The sequence below is a fragment of the Kitasatospora sp. GP30 genome (genome assembly GCF_029892145.1).
Classification (GTDB): domain Bacteria; phylum Actinomycetota; class Actinomycetes; order Streptomycetales; family Streptomycetaceae; genus Kitasatospora; species Kitasatospora acidiphila.
The window spans coordinates 575,402-592,971 of record NZ_JARZAH010000001.1 but is presented as its reverse complement, the minus strand read 5'-3'; the positions used below and the strand labels follow the sequence as shown (position 1 = coordinate 592,971).

Annotated in this window: 15 protein-coding genes; 6 read left to right on the top strand and 9 right to left on the bottom strand. The window is 73.1% G+C overall.

What is annotated here, in order from left to right; translation table 11 throughout:
* The first annotated feature begins 43 nt into the window (after positions 1-43).
* Positions 44-826 (top strand): hypothetical protein, encoded by a 783-nt coding sequence (locus tag P3T35_RS02740; protein ID WP_101381216.1) that lies wholly within the window; start codon positions 44-46, stop codon positions 824-826.
* A 156-nt stretch (positions 827-982) separates the two neighbouring features.
* Here P3T35_RS02740 and disA read toward each other — a convergent pair whose 3' ends face one another.
* Complete coding sequence (disA, locus tag P3T35_RS02735; RefSeq protein ID WP_180356879.1) at positions 983-2,041, bottom strand: DNA integrity scanning diadenylate cyclase DisA; 1,059 nt, start codon at positions 2,039-2,041, stop codon at positions 983-985.
* Between the two features lie 167 nt (positions 2,042-2,208).
* Positions 2,209-3,714 (bottom strand): DNA repair protein RadA, encoded by a 1,506-nt coding sequence (gene radA, locus P3T35_RS02730; protein ID WP_101381214.1) that lies wholly within the window; start codon positions 3,712-3,714, stop codon positions 2,209-2,211.
* Positions 3,715-3,912: 198 nt separating this feature from the next.
* Here radA and P3T35_RS02725 point away from each other — a divergent pair, with 198 nt between their 5' ends.
* Both P3T35_RS02725 and P3T35_RS02720 read left to right on the top strand, forming a co-directional pair.
* Positions 3,913-5,640 (top strand): hypothetical protein, encoded by a 1,728-nt coding sequence (locus P3T35_RS02725; protein WP_101381213.1) that lies wholly within the window; start codon positions 3,913-3,915, stop codon positions 5,638-5,640.
* A 192-nt stretch (positions 5,641-5,832) separates the two neighbouring features.
* Positions 5,833-6,846: an NAD-dependent epimerase/dehydratase family protein gene (locus tag P3T35_RS02720; RefSeq protein ID WP_101385115.1), complete on the top strand. Its 1,014-nt coding sequence runs from the start codon at positions 5,833-5,835 to the stop codon at positions 6,844-6,846.
* A 51-nt stretch (positions 6,847-6,897) separates the two neighbouring features.
* Here P3T35_RS02720 and P3T35_RS02715 read toward each other — a convergent pair whose 3' ends face one another.
* From P3T35_RS02715 to P3T35_RS02695, 5 genes are all read right to left on the bottom strand, one after another.
* Positions 6,898-7,659 (bottom strand): DUF4239 domain-containing protein, encoded by a 762-nt coding sequence (locus tag P3T35_RS02715; RefSeq protein ID WP_101381212.1) that lies wholly within the window; start codon positions 7,657-7,659, stop codon positions 6,898-6,900.
* A 243-nt stretch (positions 7,660-7,902) separates the two neighbouring features.
* On the bottom strand, positions 7,903-9,012 hold the full coding sequence (locus tag P3T35_RS02710; protein WP_101381211.1) for a family 2 encapsulin nanocompartment cargo protein polyprenyl transferase: 1,110 nt from the start codon (positions 9,010-9,012) through the stop codon (positions 7,903-7,905).
* Positions 9,013-9,109: 97 nt separating this feature from the next.
* The gene (locus tag P3T35_RS02705; protein WP_101381210.1) at positions 9,110-10,537 is read right to left on the bottom strand and encodes a family 2B encapsulin nanocompartment shell protein; all 1,428 of its coding nucleotides are present in this window, start codon (positions 10,535-10,537) and stop codon (positions 9,110-9,112) included.
* Positions 10,538-10,723: 186 nt separating this feature from the next.
* Positions 10,724-11,287, bottom strand: a complete 564-nt coding sequence (locus tag P3T35_RS02700) for a methylated-DNA--[protein]-cysteine S-methyltransferase (protein WP_101381209.1) — start codon at positions 11,285-11,287, stop codon at positions 10,724-10,726.
* Positions 11,284-12,141 carry a helix-turn-helix transcriptional regulator gene (locus tag P3T35_RS02695; protein ID WP_101381208.1) on the bottom strand — a complete coding sequence of 286 codons (858 nt, stop codon included), beginning with the start codon at positions 12,139-12,141 and terminating at the stop codon, positions 11,284-11,286. Before P3T35_RS02695 ends, P3T35_RS02700 begins: the two co-directional genes overlap by 4 nt.
* A gap of 180 nt (positions 12,142-12,321) precedes the next feature.
* Between P3T35_RS02695 and P3T35_RS02690 the strand changes: the two genes are divergently transcribed.
* Entirely contained in the window at positions 12,322-13,101 is a 780-nt protein-coding gene (locus P3T35_RS02690; RefSeq protein WP_101381207.1) for an SDR family oxidoreductase, read from the top strand.
* A 7-nt stretch (positions 13,102-13,108) separates the two neighbouring features.
* On the opposite strand, the gene P3T35_RS02685 is transcribed toward P3T35_RS02690, so the two are convergent.
* A complete protein-coding gene (locus P3T35_RS02685; protein WP_101381206.1) occupies positions 13,109-14,875 on the bottom strand; it encodes a beta-galactosidase family protein in 1,767 nt (588 codons plus the stop codon).
* Positions 14,876-15,082: 207 nt separating this feature from the next.
* Here P3T35_RS02685 and P3T35_RS02680 point away from each other — a divergent pair, with 207 nt between their 5' ends.
* Together P3T35_RS02680 and P3T35_RS02675 are read left to right on the top strand one after the other, a co-directional pair.
* A complete protein-coding gene (locus tag P3T35_RS02680) occupies positions 15,083-15,412 on the top strand; it encodes an AraC family ligand binding domain-containing protein (protein WP_280704017.1) in 330 nt (109 codons plus the stop codon).
* Positions 15,413-15,491: 79 nt separating this feature from the next.
* Positions 15,492-16,643 carry a low temperature requirement protein A gene (locus tag P3T35_RS02675; RefSeq protein ID WP_180356522.1) on the top strand — a complete coding sequence of 384 codons (1,152 nt, stop codon included), beginning with the start codon at positions 15,492-15,494 and terminating at the stop codon, positions 16,641-16,643.
* A 60-nt stretch (positions 16,644-16,703) separates the two neighbouring features.
* On the opposite strand, the gene P3T35_RS02670 is transcribed toward P3T35_RS02675, so the two are convergent.
* Positions 16,704-17,300 (bottom strand): TIGR03086 family metal-binding protein, encoded by a 597-nt coding sequence (locus tag P3T35_RS02670; protein ID WP_101381203.1) that lies wholly within the window; start codon positions 17,298-17,300, stop codon positions 16,704-16,706.
* Positions 17,301-17,570 lie beyond the last annotated feature (270 nt).

Here is a 17,570-nt window from a genome sequence, read left to right as displayed (position 1 = left end):
CGGACCACTGCCCGCCTCGATCTACTGGCGACGGCGGCTAGTTGTGCTCGCCGCCCTCCTGGTGGCGGTCGCCCTGCTCGCCTGGCTGACGCTCGGTCAGGACGGCGGCAAGCAGAAGGCCGCCCAGCCCGCCCCGCTCTCCGCCTCCCCCAGCGCGCCCGGTTCGATCACCCCGGGCGCCACCCCGACCGGCCCGGCGATCTCCAGCGTCCCGGGCGGCAGCGGCGGCGGGTCCACCGGCGGCGCGTCGAGCGGTGCCACCGGCGCTGCCGGCGGCAGTGGCGGGGCCGGCAGCGGCGGCAGCGGCTCCAGTCCGTCGGCGACCGCCGGCGCCGGCGGCAGCGGCACCGGCGGCTCCTCGACGGGCGGCAGCGGCGCCCCGCCGATCAACACCACCGAGGTGATGGCGCTGCCGGTCTGCACCGCCTCCCAGCTGACCCTGGAGCTGGCCGCCACCCCGCACAGCACCTACTCGCTGCAGGAGAAGCCGACCTTCGTGCTGAGGATCCGCGCCGTCTCCGGCCCGCAGTGCCGGGTCGACCTGAGCCAGGCGGCCTCCTCGATCACCGTCTCGACCAAGCAGGACCGGATCTGGTCCTCCGCCGACTGCGTCACCGACAAGCAGGGCCGCTGGGTGCAGGCCCCGACAGCCGGGCTGACCGAGACCTTCAGCTGGGACCGCAGCCGCAGCAAGCCGCAGTGCGCCACGCCCGGCGACACCTCGCCGGCCCCGGCCGACACCTACCTGGTGCAGGCGGACGTCACCGGCCCGGCCGGCGGGCCGGTGGTGGCCCGCACCTCCATCCAGCTGGTGACCGGCAGCTGAGCAGGCGTCAGGCCCGGGACCTCATTGGGAGGTTCCGGGCCTGACGCCGCGTCGGAGGGCGATGCCGTGTCGGACGGACGATGCCGTGTCGGACGGGCGATGCCGTGTCGGACGGCTGCTGAAACGTTCAGACGTGGCGTTCCAGGGCTGAAACGCTCAGACGTAGCGCTCCAGGATCGAGGACTCGGCGAGCCGGGAGAGCCCCTCGCGCACCGAGCGGGCCCGGGTCTCGCCGACCCCCTCGACCGCCTGCAGATCGTCGATGCTGGCGGCGAGCAGCTTCTGCAGCCCGCCGAAGTGCTCCACCAGACGCTCGATCACGGTGTTCGGCAGCCGCGGGATCTTGGCCAGCAGCCGGTAGCCGCGCGGCGAGACCGCCGAGTCCAGCGACTCCGGGGAGCCGGAGTAGCCGATCGTCTTGGCCACCGTCTGCAGATCGAGCAGCTCGGCATGGGTGAGCGTCTCCAGGTCGGCCAGCACCTCGGCGACGGTGCGGCCGCGCTTGGCGGCCCGCTCCGGGAAGTAGTCCCGGGCCACCAGCTCGCGCTCCGGCTCGACGCCGGCGATCAGCTCGTCCAGCTGGAGCGAGAGCAGCCGGCCGTCGGTGCCGAGCTCCAGGACGTAGCCGGCGATCTCGGCGGCGATCAGCCGCACCATCTCCAGCCGCTGCGCCACCGCGGTGACGTCCCGGACGGTGACCAGGTCCTCGATCTCCAGGGCGGAGAGGGTGCCGGCCACCTCGTCCAGGCGCAGCTTGTAGCGCTCCAGGGTGGCCAGCGCCTGGTTGGCGCGGGAGAGCACGGTGGTGGAGTCCTCCAGCACCCGGCGGGCGCCGTTGACGTACATCGCGATCAGCCGCATCGAGTGCGACACCGCGACCACCGGGAAACCGGTCTGCTTGTTCACCCGTTCGGCGGTGCGGTGCCGGGTGCCGGTCTCGTCGGTCGGGATGTCCGCGTCCGGCATCAGGTGGACACCGGCCCGGACGATCTTGGTGATGTCCTTGTCCAGCACCACCGCGCCGTCCAGCTTGCACAGTTCGCGCAGCCTGGTCGCGGTGAACTCCACGTCCAGCACGAAGCCGCCGGTGCAGAGCGACTCGACGGTCTTGTCGAGGCCCAGCACGACCAGCCCGCCGGTGTTGGCCCGCAGCACCCGCTCCAGGCCGTCCCGCAGCGGGGTGCCCGGGGCGATGGCCTGCAGGGAGGAGCGCAGCAAGGCCTCCTCGCGGGGGGACTTCTCCACCCGGTCGCTCGCTGCCACGGTGACTCCTCCGGCCCCGATCCGGACCGAATCTCAGCCCCGGTCCCACGTTCGCTTCTGTCCGATCTGGTACTGGACAGGACAAAGTCTACGGTGCAGCGGCGCTGACGGTGCTTCGGTCAGACCAGTTCGTCCGAATCGACCGGGTCCCAGCCGTCCATCAGCTCATCGGGGTGGGCAGCCGGTGGCGGCACCGGACGGGGCTGCTCGGGGGCCGGCCGCTGCTCGGCGCGGGACCGCCCGGCGGACCGGCGGCGGCCCGGAATGGCCCGCAGCGCCTCACCGATATCGGCCACCTCGACCACCTTCATGCCCGGCGGCACCTTGCCCGGGTCCGGCGGCACCAGGGCGTGGGTGAAGCCCAACCGGTGCGCCTCGGCCAGCCGGCGCTGCACCCCGGTCACCCGCCGCACCTCGCCGGCCAGGCCGACCTCGCCGATCGCCACCAGGTTGCTGGGCAGCGGGGTGTCGGTGGAGGAACTGGCCACCGCGAGCGCCACCGCCAAGTCCGCCGACGGCTCGGTGAGCTTCACCCCGCCGACGGTGGCGGTGTAGATGTCCTGCTTGCCGAGCTTGACGCCGCCGTGCCGCTCGACCACGGCCAGGATCATCGCGATCCGCGGCGACTCCAGGCCCGAGGTGGTGCGGCGCGGCGAGGGGATCTGCGAATCCACCATCAGTGCCTGCACCTCGGCCACCAGCGGGCGCTTGCCCTCCAGGGTGACGGTCAGGCAGGTGCCGGCCACCGGCTTGTCGCGGCGGGTCAGGAAGAGGCCGGACGGGTCGGCCAGCCCCTCGATGCCCTCGTCGTGCAGCTCGAAGCAGCCGACCTCGTCGGTGGCGCCGTACCGGTTCTTGACGCCGCGGATGATCCGCAGCCGGGCGTGCCGGTCGCCCTCGAAGCTGAGCACCACGTCGACCAGGTGCTCCAGCAGGCGGGGGCCGGCGATCTGGCCGTCCTTGGTGACGTGGCCGACCAGCAGGGTGGCCATGCCGCGCTCCTTGGACGCCCGGATCAGCGCCCCGGCCACCTCGCGCACCTGGGCCGGGCCGCCGGGCGCGCCGTCCAGCTCGGCGGAGGCGATGGTCTGCACCGAGTCCAGGATCAGCAGGCCCGGGCTCACCTGGTCGATGTGGCCGAGCACGGCACCCAGATCCTGTTCGGCGGCCAGGTAGAGGTGGTCGGAGAGGGCGTTGATCCGGTCCGCCCGCAGCCGCACCTGGCCGGCCGACTCCTCACCGGTGACATAGAGCGTGCGGTGCTGGGAGGTGGCGGCCTTGGCGGCCACGTCCAGCAGCAGGGTGGACTTGCCGACGCCGGGCTCGCCGGCCAGCAGCACCACCGCGCCCGGCACCAGGCCACCGCCCAGCACCCGGTCCAGCTCCGGCACCCCGGTGGAGCGGGCGGTCGCCACCTGGCCGTCGACCTGGCCGATCGGGCGGGCCGGGGAGCTGACGGGACCTGCGGCGGTGGTCCGGATCGGCACCGCGCCGTACTCCTCCACCGTCCCCCAGGCGTTGCACTCCGGGCACCGGCCGACCCACTTGGGCAGTTGGTTGCCGCACTCCGTGCAGCGGTAGGCCGGACGGGGTTTGGCGGTGGTCTTCGAGGTACGGGCTGCCATGCGCGCCACGGTAGCGGGTGGCACCGACAACGCGGCGCCACGGTAGCGGGTGGCGCCGACAACGCGGCGCCACGGGGATCGCGCTCCCACTGCCCGACTGGCCGAGACGTCACGGGCATCGCGCTGCTACTACCCGAAAGGAGTACAAGGGCGGCGATGCTCCAGGGCCTGGCGGGCCCACTCCCTACTGTTCGATCCGTGACCTCCGAGACGATGCTCACCAGCTACGGCCGCCGACTGGACGGCCTCTACACCTACTGCCTGTCGGTGCTCTGCGAGCGCCCGGCAGCCGTGGCCGCCGTCCTGGAGGTGCGCGAGCTGGCCCGCGGCGGCGGCGCGGGCCGCATCGACCCCGCCCTGCACCGCGCCTGGCTCTACTCCGCCGCCCGCTACGCCTGCGTCCGGCGCCTGTCCGAGGCGGGCGGCGCGGCGGCCGACGAGCTGGCCGGGCTCGCCTGGCCGGAGGCGGCCGGGCTGCCGGCCGAGCAGCGCGAGGCCCTGGAGCTGTCCCTGCGTCACGGGCTGGACGAGGCCGAGCTCGCCGCCGTCCTCGACCTGCCCGCCGCCGAGGCGGCCCGGTTGCTCACCGCGGCCCGCGCCGAGCTGGCCGCCACCCACCGGGCGCTGCTGGTGCTCGCTTGCGGCGGCTGCCCGGAGCTGGCCCGGCTCGGCGGCACCGGTGGCGGGCCGCGCCGCCCGCCGATCTTGGGGCCGGCCCTGCGGCGTGAGCTGGTGGGCCATCTGGCCGGCTGCCCGACCTGCCGCGGGATCGCCGACCGGGCCGAGGCGCCGGCCGCCGAGCCGCGGCTGCTCCCGGCGCCGGACGATCTCCACCAGGCCTTCGACCCCGCCACGCCGCTGCCCCAGGTGCACTTCGACCCGGCCGGCTTCCCCCGCCACCGCGCGCCCGGCAGGCTGCGGCGGCACGGCTGCGAGCTGCCCGCGCGGCTGGTGCTGATGCGTCAACGCGCGCTCACCACGGGCGTGTTGGCCGCGGTGCTGGCGGCGCCGCTGACCGCGCTCTGGATGGCGCACCAGGACGACACGGCGGCGACGGGGGCCGCGGCGGTCTCCTCGGTCCGGGTGGACACTGCGGCCCCGGCGCCGGGCCCGCAGGACGACACCACCGCGCCGCTCGTACCGCCGGCGATGCCTGCCCCGGGCACCGCCATCCGCGGCGTGCCGGCCGCCCTGGTGGGGACGACCACCAACGGTGCAGAAACGTTGCTGCCGCCGCTGCTGGGAGCCGCCGTCCCGGTGCCCGCTCCCGGCGCCGTGCCGCTCTCCAGCCCGCTGCTGAACCCCGTCCCGCTCCCCGCCGCCAGCGCGCTGCGGGTGGAGGCGGCGGGCTACGGCAAACGCACCGTGCTCACCCTGACCAACACCGGGACCTCCGCGCTCGACTGGCACGCCGTGGTCAGCTGCGACTGGCTCCGGCTGAGCCGGGACTCCGGCACCCTGGAGCCCGGCCAGCGCATCACCGTCATCGTCACGGTGGACGATCAGCACGCACCGGTCGACGACTGGGCGGCGCAGATCTCGCTGCCGCCCTCCCAGGTCGTGGTCACGCTGACGGGCGGGCCGGGCCTGCGCGGAGTGCCGACCCCGGTGGCCTCCTCGCCGAGCGGCTTCACGCCCAGCCCGAGCGCGAACCCGAGCGGCAGCGCCAGCGCGATCCCCTCGGACGGCGCGAGCGCGGGCAGCAGCGCCAGCACCGCGCCGAGCAGCAGCGCCAGCCCGAGCGCCAGCCCGACATCCGGACCGCCGACCAGTCCGTCTCCCACGTCGCCCAGCCCGTCGGCCGCCGGCTCGTCGATCACGCCGTCCCCCCAGCCGACCGTCGCGCCGACGCCTGCCGGTCCGACCAGCGCGTCCGCTCCCGACTCCACCACGTCCACACCCTCGCCCTCGTCACCCGCACGCTGAACAGTCCCGGCACTGTCCCGTCGCGTTGTTATGGACTGCCCGGTTCGGCCCTCACGTTGCACCCAACAGATGAGAAGCCGATGACAATCCGATCTCGGGCGGCCCCCGGCGCCGCTTCGCCGCGGGCGAACACACTGAGCCGCCCGCGAACGCCCGTCCTCCGGTGAGCGATTGACCGGCATGCTCTCGTCCATGCGAATCCTGATTCTCGGCGGCTCGGTCTTCCTCGGCCGCGCCTTCGCCGTCGAAGCCCTGGCCCGCGGCCACCAGGTCACCACCTTCAACCGCGGCCGGTCCGGGCCGGATCTGTCCGGGGTGGAGGCCGTCCGGGGCGACCGGGCGGTGGCGGCGGACTTGGCGGCGCTGGTCACCGGGCAGCCGCGGTGGGACTTGGTGATCGACACCAGCGGCCAGCAGCCGCACACCGTGCGCCGCTCGGCCGCGCTGCTGAAGGACCATGCGGACCGCTACCTCTTCGTCTCCTCGGTGCACGCCTTCGCCGACTGGCCGGCCCGGGCGGTGGACGAAGACTCGCCGCTGCACGAGTGCTCGGCCGACTCTCCGCCCGACCTGCCGTTCGGCACCGGCTTGAAGGCGGGCTGCGAGCGGGCCGTGCTGGCCGAGTTCGGAGCCGAGCGCTCGCTGCTGCTCAACTGCGGGCTGCTGGTCGGGCCGCATGAGAACGTCGGCCGGCTGCCCTGGTGGCTGGAGCGGATCGCCCGCGGCGGCCGGGTGCTCGCGCCCGGTCGGCCCGACCTGCCGATCCAGCTGATCGACGCGGCGGACTTCGCGGACTTCGGCCTGGGACTGGCCGAGCGCGGCGAGCACGGCAGCTTCATCACCACCGCGCTGCCCGGCTCCAGCAGCTACGGGCAGATGCTGGCAGCCTGCGTCGAAGTGACCGGCTCCGGCGCCGAGTTGGTCTGGGTTCCGGACCGGGAGCTGACCGCTGCCGACATCGAGGAGTGGTCCGAACTCCCGCTCTGGGCAGCGGAACACGGCGACGCCGCCGGCATCTGGCAGGCCGACAGCGGCAAGGCGGTGGCCGCCGGGCTGCGCTGCCGCCCGATCGAGGAGACGGTCGCAGCCACCTGGGCCTGGCTCCAGGAGCGCGGACCACGCCAGACCCCCTACACCCAGGGCAGCGAGCCGATCGGGATCGACCCGGAGAAGGAGCAGCGGATCCTCGCCGCCCGCCAGGGCTGACCCAACCGACGGTGTGCCACCCGAACTGCGGGTGGCACACCGTCGGTTGGGTCAGGTGCGCGGCGGTGGGAGCCGTTGCAGGAAGACGTCGAAGGCGGTCGGCTTCACCGCCGTGACGCCGGTGAACGGGAAGTTCATCTCCTTGATCAGCAGCAGCGAGACCACCACCAGGGCGCCCAGCGAGAGGATCATCAGGGTGTGGGCCAGGGTGTTGGAGAGCCCGAAGAGGAACGTGAAGCCCACCGTGAGCACCCCGCCCACGATCAGCGCCACCCAGAGCAGCGCCGGGACTTCGTCGTCCACCTGGTTGAGCCGCTCGCGGCGCTGCGAGGCCAGGTCCTCCAGGTGGCTCACCGCATGGTCGTAGAGGACCTGCTGCGCGGCGCCGTCGGGCTTGATCGAGAAGACGCTGCCGCGGATCTGGTAGACCAGATCGGTGGCCGCCGGGTCACTCTTGTGATGGGCCATCATCGGCCACTCGGTGTCCTCCACGGTCCGGGCGTAGGCGAGGGTCTGCTGCTCCAGCTGCGGGCCGAGCGGGGCGGGCAGTTCACGGGAGATCCAGTAGATGTCGGCCAGCGCGTCGGCCTCCTGGAAGGTGGTCCGGCGGGCCGCGTCGTTGTTGTTCCAGACGGTGACCACCACGAAGGCGAGCAGCACCGCGTAGAGCACGCCGACGGCGGCGAAGATGAATCCCGCCACGTCGTTGTGGGTCTCCCGGACGTGGTGCGGGACCCAGCGTTGCAGCAGCTTGAGGGCGACGGCCAACAGGGCCAGCACGATGACGGTGATGCCGATGTCGGCAGAACTCATGGGGTGAGCCTTCTGCGTCAGGGCAGCGCGGTACCCAGGGCCGGCTGCGGCAGGTGACGGTGAACTCGGGGGACGGGCACGGGGGATGCCCGGAACTGCGAGGGTCAGCGCCCGCAGCGGATGCCCGGTGGTGGGACGGTCAGCGGTGCGGGCGGATGCCCGGCGATAGGACGGTCAGCAGTTGCAGCGGATGCCAGTAGCAGGACGGTCAGCGGTGTTGGACGGATGCCGGTAGCGGAACGGTCAGCGGTTGCGGCGGGTGACCAGCTCGGCGAGGGCCAGCAGGTCGTCGGTGGCGGCCGGCTCGGGCACCGCCAGAGCCAGGTGCTCGATGGCGGCAGCCATCCGCTCGCAGGAGGCGCCCTGCGCCCAGGCACGGCCGCCGGCCCTGTCCACCGCGTCGGCGGCGCGGCGCACCTCCGCCGGGGTGAGCGGCCGGTCCAGCGCGTAGATCTCGGCGAGTTCGGCCCCGGCGGGCGTACCGGAGCCGAGCGCGGCCACCACCGGCAGCGACTTCTTGCGGACCAGCAGATCGGCACCGGCCGGCTTCCCGGTGACGGCCGGATCCCCCCAGATGCCGATCAGGTCGTCGATCAGCTGGAAGGCCAGGCCGATCTGCCGACCGAAGGCGTCCATCGCATCGGCGGCCTTCTCGTCGGCCCCGCCGTAGAGCGCGCCGATCGCACAGGCGCTGCCGAGCAGGGCGCCGGTCTTGGCCTCGGCCATGGCCAGGCACTCCGCCAGCGAGACCGCGCTGCGCTGCTCGAAGGCGCAGTCCGCCTGCTGGCCGCCGCAGAGCTCGACCACGCAGTCGGCCAGCCGGCGCATCGCGGGGCCGGCGGCCGGGTGGCCGTCCTCGGCCAGGGTGCGCAGCGCCAGCGAGTGCAGCGCGTCGCCGGCCAGGATCGCTTCGGTGGCGCCGAACACCCGCCAGGCGGTGAGTCGGTGACGGCGCGTCTCGTCGCGATCGATCACATCGTCGTGGAGCAGCGTGAAGTTGTGCACCAGCTCGACGGCTGCGGCGGCCGGGACGGCGGCGGCCTGCGGCCCGGCGGTGCCGGCGGCGGCGCAGGCCTGAGCGGCGGCCAGCACCAGCGCCGGGCGGATGGCCTTGCCCGGGTCGGCGCTGGCGGGCGAGCCATCGGCCTCGCGCCAGCCGAAGTGGTAGGCGGCGATCCGGGCCATGGACTCCGGCATGGTGTCGACCGCGGCCTTCAGCGCCGGGTCGACCGCGCCGCGGGCTCGGGCGAGCAGTTCGGCGGCCTGGTCGTCGTCACGCGGCGCCGCGCTGCCCAGGCCGACCGCGTGCTCCTCTCGATGGTTCTCACCCCGGTTGAGCGTATCGATGCCCATGGGTTCCGGCCCCCCAGAAAATCGGTCATTGGTTTGGTCGAGCCCCGTCGCGGTGCCGCCCCGCGGAACTCCCCGGGGCGGCACCGCGATGCGGGAGTCAGTCGCGCGGACGGGCGACTTCGACGTTCTCCAGAACGCCGATGGCATCGGGCACCAGAATGGCCGCCGAATAGTAGGCGCTCACCAGGTAGGAAATGATGGCCTTTTCATTGATTCCCATGAATCGGACATTCAGGCCGGGCTCGACCTCGTCCGGGATTCCGGTCTGGCGCAAGCCGATGACGCCCTGCTTGTCCTCGCCGACGCGCATTGCCAGGATCGAGGTGGTGTGTCCGTCCACGAGCGGGATCTTGTTGCACCGCAGGATCGGCACCCCGCGCCAGGCCGGCACCCGCTGGCCCTCGACCTCGACGGTGTCCGGGTAGAGGCCGCGGGCGCTGCACTCCCGGCCGAACGCGGCGATGGCCTTCGGGTGCGCCAGGAAGAACCGGGTGCCGCGGCGGCGGCTGAGCAGCTCGTCCATGTCGTCGGGGGTGGGAGCACCGGAGTGGGTCTGGATCCGCTGGTCGTAATCGGCGTTCTGCAGCAGACCGAACTCCGGGTTGTTGATCAGCTCGTGCTCCTGGCGCTCGCGCAGCGCCTCGACGGTGAGCTTCAACTGCTGCTCGACCTGGTTCATCGGGTCGTTGTAGAGGTCGGCGACCCGGCTGTGCACCCGCAGCACCGTCTGCGCCACGCTCAACTCGTACTCGCGGGGCTCCAGCTCGTAGTCCACGAAGGTGCCGGGCAGCTCGTGCTCGCCCTCGTGGCCGGCGGCCAGCTCGATCGCGGCCTCGCCGTGCTTGCTCTGCGGCTGCTGGGCGTCGGAGAGGAACTGCGCGATGTGGGCCCGCAGCGCCTCGGAGCGGTCGGCGAGCTCCTGGAAGGCGGGCCAGGAGAGCGCCATCGCGGTGCCGGCGGTGGCCGCCGTGATGCTGTAGGGCCACAGGCCGTCGGCCACGCTCAGCGCCTCGTCGCCGATGTGGTCGCCGTCGGCCAGCACGCCCACCACGGAATCGCTGTCGCCGTACTTGCTGCTGCCGATCCGGTTGACCTTGCCGTGCGCGATCAGGAAGACCTCGTTGATCGGCTGGCCGGCCTCGACCAGCACCTCACCGGCCCGGAAGTCGCGCTGGGTGAACCGGTCGGCCAGTTGGGCGAGCAGGGCATCGTCCTCGAAGCCGCGCAGCACCGGGACCTCGCGCAGCGACGGCGCCCAGACCTTCACCCGGGCGCCGGTCTTGACGAAGCTCACCCGCCCCCGGCCGACCGCATAGCTCAGCCGGCGGTTCACCCGGTAGGTGCCGGCGCCGACCTCGACCCAGGGCAGCATCCGGAGCAGCCAGCGGGAGCTGATGCCCTGCATCTGCGGTTCGGACTTGGTGGTGGTGGCAAGGTTGCGAGCCGCCGTCGTCGCGAGGCTCTGCTGCGCATTTGACGGTTCGGCACTGGGCGCCGGAATGCCAACAGTGGCTTCGGTTGTCATGACAAAACCCTCCCCCAAGCGAGATATGGACTGCTTGATTCCAGGGTCGCGCCACGCCGCACCGAGCCGCAATCACTCGTACGAGTGATTGATCGGTTGGAGCAATTAGTATGATTAGCTATCGTGCTCGATTGGTGTTCGGCGGCCGCCCATTACTGTTTCGGGGCCGGCCACAATCCCCACCGCTCAGCTCGGCCCGTCCCAGTCCAGGGTCGGGGCCAACCAGCCCTCCAGGGTCAGCAGCCAGCGCTTCACGTCCAGCCCGACCCGCCCGCTGCCGAACCCGCCCAGCCCGTCCGCCGCCACCACCCGGTGGCAGGGCACCAGCACCGGCAGCGGATTGGCGCCCATCATCTGGCCGACCGCCCGCGCCGCCAGCCCCGGGCTCTCCGTGAGATCGGGGAACGCCTCGCTGCGCCGGGCCAGTTGACCATACGTCACGGTCTCGCCGTAAGGCACGGTGCCGTGCAGCGTCTGCAGCACGGTGCGGTGCGGCCCGTCGGTCAGCCGCCAGTCCAGCGGCAGCTCGAACCGGCGCGCGCGGCCTGCGAAGTAGGCCTCGAAGGCGGCGCACACGGCCGCCGTGCGGCGCCCGTCGCGGGCCTGCGGCAGGCCGGACGGCAGGGTGTCGGCCAGGAACTGCACTGCGGCCACCCCGAGTTCGGTCACCCCGACCGCCAGCGGCCCGCTCGGCAGCGGACTCGCCACGGTCAGCCACTCGATCGGGCCGTCGGCCCGCTGCCCGGTCATGCGTCCACCTCCAGCTGCTCGGCAGATCCGGCCGCCCAACTCGCCAGCAGCGCCAGCCGTTGCGCGGTCGGGCTGCCCGGCTCCGCGGTGTAGGCCACCAGCCGCTGCTCCGTCTCGCCCGGCAGCGCCAGCGTCTCGTAGCCGAAGTCCAACTCCCCGACCAGCGGGTGCCGCAGCAGCTTGCGCCCCCAACTCTTCTCCCGCACCTCATGGTCGGCCCAGAGCCGGCGGAACTCCGGGCTGTGCTCGCAGAGTTCGTCGACCAGCTCGGCCAGCCGGGGGTCGTCGGGGTGCCGCCCGGCGTCCAATCGCAGGTAGGAGACGGTCTCCTCGGCCACGGTCGGCCACTGCGGGTAGAGCTCCCGGGCCCGCGGGTTCCGGAACGCCTGCCAGGCCTGGTTGCGCTCCCCGGGCGGCAGCGCGGCGAAGCCGTTCACCGCGTCCCCCAGCGCGTTCCAGGCGATCACGTCCATCCGCCGGCCGAGCACGAACGCCGGCACCTCCGTCATCCGGTGCAGCAGCAGCCGCACCCCCGGCCGCACCCCCGCCTCGCCGCCCGGCGCGGCCGGCCGCACCCCGTCGCGCGGCGGCCGAGCCAGCAGCCCCAGGTGCTCGCGCTCCACCCCGTTCAGCCCCAGCACCCGCGCCACCGCGTCCAGCACCGCGTCCGAGACGCTCGGCCCGCGCCCCTGCTCCAGTCGCACGTAGTAGTCCGCGCTGACCCCGGCCAGCTGCGCGACCTCCTCGCGGCGCAGCCCCGGCACCCGGCGCCGCCCGTACGACGGCAGGCCGACATCCTCCGGCCGGATCCGGGCCCGACGCGATCGCAGGAACTCCCCCAGCGTGTTCTCCATGCGATCCAGATTAGGCCGCCCGGGCGACAGCCGTTCCGGCTTCCGGCGGTCCGGGACTGCGGCGGCGGATCCTGGGTCTGGCAGACCCAGGAACAACGCCACCCTGGGTCGCCGCGCCGCCTGACCGCAGCATTGAAGTCGTCAGCACCGCACTCGACTTCTTCCGATACGGAGCCCCGCATGTCCCACTACCCCGCGCTCGCCGACCGCACCGCCGTGATCACCGGAGCCGCCTCCGGCATGGGCGAGGCCACCGCCAAGCTGCTCGCCGCCAACGGCGCCCGGGTGGCACTGCTGGCCCGCCGGGCCGGCCGGCTCGACGCGCTGGCCGCCGCGATCACCGAGGCCGGCGGCCAGGCCCTGGCCGTGCCGGTGGACGTCACCGACCAGCAGTCGGTGGACCAGGCCGCCGCCGCCGTCCACCAGGCCTGGGGCCAGGTCGACCTGGTGGTCAACGCGGCCGGCGTGATGCTGCCCAACCCGGTGGCCACCGAGCACCCGCGCTCCGAGCCCGACGGAGACTGGGCCCGGATGATCGACACCAATCTGACCGGCGCGCTGCGGGTGATCCACGCCTTCCGCACCGACCTGGTGGCGGCAGCCGCCGCGGGCCGCACCGCCGACTTGGTGAACGTCTCCTCAATCGGCGCCCACGTGCCGTTCCCCGGCTATGCGGTGTACGGCGCCACCAAGGCCGCGCTGAGCCACCTGTCCGCCGTGCTGCGCACCGAGTTCGGCCCGCTGGACGTGAGGGTGACCAATGTCGAGCCCGGCCTGACCGAGAGCGAGCTGGCCGACGGTGTCGCCAATCCCGAACTCGCCGACCAGCTGGCCGGCATGTTCAAGGCGATCCCGACGCTGACCGCCGAGGACATCGCCGACCTGATCGCCTGGACGACCAGCCGCCGCGCCGCGGTGAACCTGCGCCAGGCGATCGTGCTGCCGACCAGGCAGGCCTGACGGCCGATCAGCTCCCGAGCCGGTCCAGCACCGGTTCGGCCACCAGGTCGAGGCCGTCCCCGCGCGGGCCGTCCAGCTCCAGCAGCACCAGCTCGTTGCGGCCCGGCCGCAGCAGCGGGGCGGGCAGGTAGAGGGTCTGCTGCGGGCCGATGTCCCAGAACCGGCCGAGCAGGAAGCCGTTCACCCAGCACAGGCCCTTGCCGTGGCCGGCCGTGTGGACGAAGGTGTCGGCCGGCTCCTCGACGTCGAACTCGGCGCGCCGCAGCACCGGTTGGCCGGCCACCGGAACGGCTGCCGCCGAGCTCCAGGACGCCCCGGGGTCGTCGAGCGGCAGCGGGAACATCTGCCACCCCATCAGCAACTGCCGCCCCAGCCGGACCCCGCCGGTGATGCCCTTGCGATCGGCCAGCCCGGGACCGTAGTTGACCCGGCCCAGGTTCTCCACCAGCAGGTCGAGCCGGGCGCCGCCGGCCGGCACCCCCAGCTCGATCGGGCCGCCGGTGCGACCGGTGCGGTCCAACACCCCGACCGGGCGGCCGTCCAGGAACACCTGGGCCCGGTCGCCCAGACCGTCCACCACCAGCTCCTCCGGCTCCCGGGGCCCGCTGACGTAGCAGCGGTAGAGCACGAAGCCGTAGGACTGGTCGAGTTCCTCCATGCCCATCGGGTACGGCGCCCGCACCGGCTCGACGGTCGCCGCGGCCAGGTCGAGCAGCGGCCGCGGGTCGCCCAGCGCCAGGGTGCGCGGGGCCGGCCGCTGGGGCGCGGTGTCGACGGGCGGTGGCGGCAACTCGGTGTACTTGCCGAACACTTCACGCAGCGCCCAGAACTTGGCGGTGGGTCGGCCGTCCTCGCTGATCGCGGCGTCGTAGTCATAGCTGGTGACGGTCGGCTCCAGACGGCCGTCGGTGAGGTTGGCGCCGTTCAGCAGGCCGAAGTTGGTGCCGCCGTGGGCCATGTAGAGGTTGACGGAGGCGCCGGCCGCGAGCATCTCGTCCAGCACCCGGGCGGCGTCCGCCGCGTCCCTGGTGTGGTGCCGCTCGCCCCAGTGGTCGAACCAGCCGTTCCAGAACTCCATGCAGACCGGCGGCGCGTCCGGGGCGTACGCGTGCAGCACCGCGAAGGACTCCGCCGCCCGGTCGCCGAAGTTGGCGGTCGGCAGCACGCCGGGCAGGATGCCGCCCTGCAGCATCGAGTGCTCCGGGCCGTCCGAGGTGAACAGCAGGCTCCGCGCGCCGCGCCGGCGCAGCCCGTCGGCCAGGTGGCGCAGGTAGTCGGCATCGGTGCCGTACGAGCCGTACTCGTTCTCCACCTGGAGCGCCAGCACCGGCCCGCCGTCCTCGGCCAGCAGCGGGAGCAGCCGGGGCAGCAGCTCGTCGAACCAGCGGTCCACGGCGGCCAGGTAGCCGGGGTGGGCGCAGCGCAGCCGGATCCCCGGGTCCTTCAGCAGCCAGGCCGGCAGCCCGCCGAACTCCCATTCGGCGCAGATGTACGGGCCGGGCCGGACCAGTGCGTGCAGGCCCTGGCGCTCGGCGGCCCGCAGGAAGGCCGCCAGGTCGAGCCGGCCGGTGAAGTCGTACGTCCCCGGGCTCGGCTCGTGCAGGTTCCACGGCACGTAGGTCTCAACGGTGTTGAGGCCCATCGCGCGCAGCAGGGCGAGCCGGTCGTCCCACTGCTCGGGCAGCACCCGGAAGTAGTGCAGGCCGCCGGAGAGGATCCGCAGCGGCGCGCCGTCCAGGGCGAAGCCGTCCCGGTCGTAGGTCAGGCTGGGCATCGGCAGCGGACTCCTCGTGGTCGTGTTCCCGGTCGGGCTCCATGCTCGCGGACGGCGGGTCACCGCGGTTGAACTCTTCTCCAGCAGACCATGGACTTCTCTGCGGCCATCCGCACCGCGCTGACCACGGCTGTTGCCCATCCCTTGGACTTTCCGAGACTCCCGGCGGCATCCTGGAGCCCCTTCCAGGACGCGCCAGGAGGATCCGTGCGCAGCTTCGCGCAGTATCCGACCCCGTCCGCGGACCACCGCCGGCTCGGCTTGGCCTGCCTGGGCGTGGGCTGGCAGCAGGTGCGGCGGATGGAGTTCGACGGCCGGGTGCTGAACCGCTACGGCCTGATGCTGGTCACCCGGGGCGCCGGCTGGCTGGAGTGGGGAGACCCGCCGCGCCCCCGGCTGCCGGTGCGGGCGCCCGCGGCCTTCGTGGTCTTCCCCGGGCTCTACCACGCCTACCAACCGGACCAGGTGGGCTGGTCGGAGCGCTGGGTGCTGTTCGACGGCCCGGCGGACGCGAGTAGGCCCGGCGACCCCGACTGACACCCCTCGGACCGTCTGACGCGCCGTCATCCGATACCCCGTTCGTCCGGTTGGCGAACACGTGCCCGATACTCCCGTGGTGACCACCGAAGTGACCTCCGAATCCGACACGCTTCAGCCGGACACGCTCAGGGTCTCGCCGCTGGAGCTCTTCCTCGATCTCGTCTTCGTCTTCACCATCACCCAGCTGAGCTCCAGTCTGGTGCACCACCTCAGCGTGTCCGGCCTGCTGAGGGTGGTGGTGATGCTGGCGGTGATCTGGTGGATGTACGACGCGTTCACCTGGGTCACCAACGCGATGCCGCCCCACACCCACCCCAGGCGCGGGCTGCTGCTGCTCACCATGGTGAGCTTCCTGGTGATCGCGCTGACCATTCCGCACGCCTTCGAGGGCGAGGGCATCGCCTTCGGCTGGGCCTACCTGGTCGTGGTGGTGCTGCACACGGGGATGTTCGCGGTGCACGGCGTGGCCCGGTACACGGTGGTGCGGATGGGCGTGCTCAACACGGCGAACGCCAGCGTGGTGGTGTTCGGCGGCTACCTCACCGGGTCGGCGCAGCTCAGCGTCTGGACGCTGGCCTTCGCCCTGCAGTTCGTCACCCCCCGGGTGATCGACCTGCCCAACTTCCAGCTGCGCGCCGACCATTTCGTGGAGCGGCACGGCCTGGTGATCATCATCGCCTTCGGTGAGTCGGTGATCGCCCTGGGCACCGGTGCCGGCAGCCTGTCGGCCGGCCCGCTCACCACCGCGCTGCTCGCGCTGGCGGTCTGCGTCGCCCTCTGGTGGGCGTACTTCGGGCATGACGACGACGAGCAGGCCGAACGGATCCTGGCAGGCCTGCCGGACGACGCGCGCAACCGGATAGCGGTCAGCGTCTACAACCTCGGCCACTACGGGCTGCTGCTCGGGGTGCTGCTCTTCACGGCCGGCATCCGGGTCGCGCTCGACGCCCCGACCGAGCCGCTGACCTGGCCGTTCGCCGGCGCGCTGGCCGGCGGGGTGGTGCTCTACCTGGCCACCAACACGGCGATCCGGCGGGCCCTGGAGCTGACGCCCCGACTGCCCCGGCTGCTGGCCGCCCCGGCGGCCGGGGCCACCACGCTGCTGGGCCACCTGTACTGCGGGGCGGTCCAGACCGCCGTCATCGCCGTGCTGCTGGCCGGGCTGTTCGGCTACGAGGAACTGCGCCGCTGGGCGGCCTTGTCCGACCACGGCGTGCTGCGCCGCTGAGTGGCCGTCACGCCCGCGGCCGGGTGAGCGACCGTCACGCCAGTCGCCGCTGAGCGGCCGTCACACCCGCTGCCCGGTGGGCCGCCAGCCGGGGTCCCGGCCGAGCAGGGCCAGCACCTGGTGGAACTCGGGCGCGCCGGTGTCGAGCGTCAGCACCCCGCGGAACGCCGCGCCGGGCCGGCGGTCGTCCGGCCCGGCGGGCACCCGGATGGCCACCGCCAGGACCGCCCGGACCAGCTCCGGCGGCGGCTCGAACGGCAGGCCGAGCGTGACGGCCGCATCCCAGCCGTGCACCAGGGTGTCCAGGTAGTGGAAGGAGATCGCGGTCTCGGCGGGGATGTCCATGCCGGGCCGGATCTCCGGGATCCGCAGCGGCGCCGCGGCCGTGGCGAAGGCCTCGGCGACATCCGCGACCGAGGCCGCCCAACTGCGCGCCGGCGCCCCCGGGAAGGGACGGTCGCGCCACTGGTGGAGATCGTCCCCCAGACCACGGGCGGCGGCCGCGAAACCGTGGTTCTGGCCGATCATGTGCGCCAGCAGCTCCCCCAACCGCCAGTCGGCGCACGGCGTGGGCCGACTCAGCTGGTCGGCGGTGACCTGGTCGACCACCCCCGTGGCCAGCTCCAGCGCCCGGGTGTGCAGGGCCCGGATGTCCATCGCGCTCCCCTTCTCTTCGACCGTCGATGTACTGACGCTACATCATGGACGAACGGTCGTGCGGCTATATCGTGACACTTCCTCAACTGAACGCTGTGACCTGGACTTTCACCACCACCGGCCGCTCCTGACCCGAGCCCGACCTATCCTGATCCAGCGCACCGGGCGTGCAGCCCCCCGACGGCACACCCTCCCCTCCCCGCACCCTCCCCTCGTGCCGTTCGCCGCCCGGTGCCACCGCGAGCCGTCCGCCGACCCAGGAGGAACCGC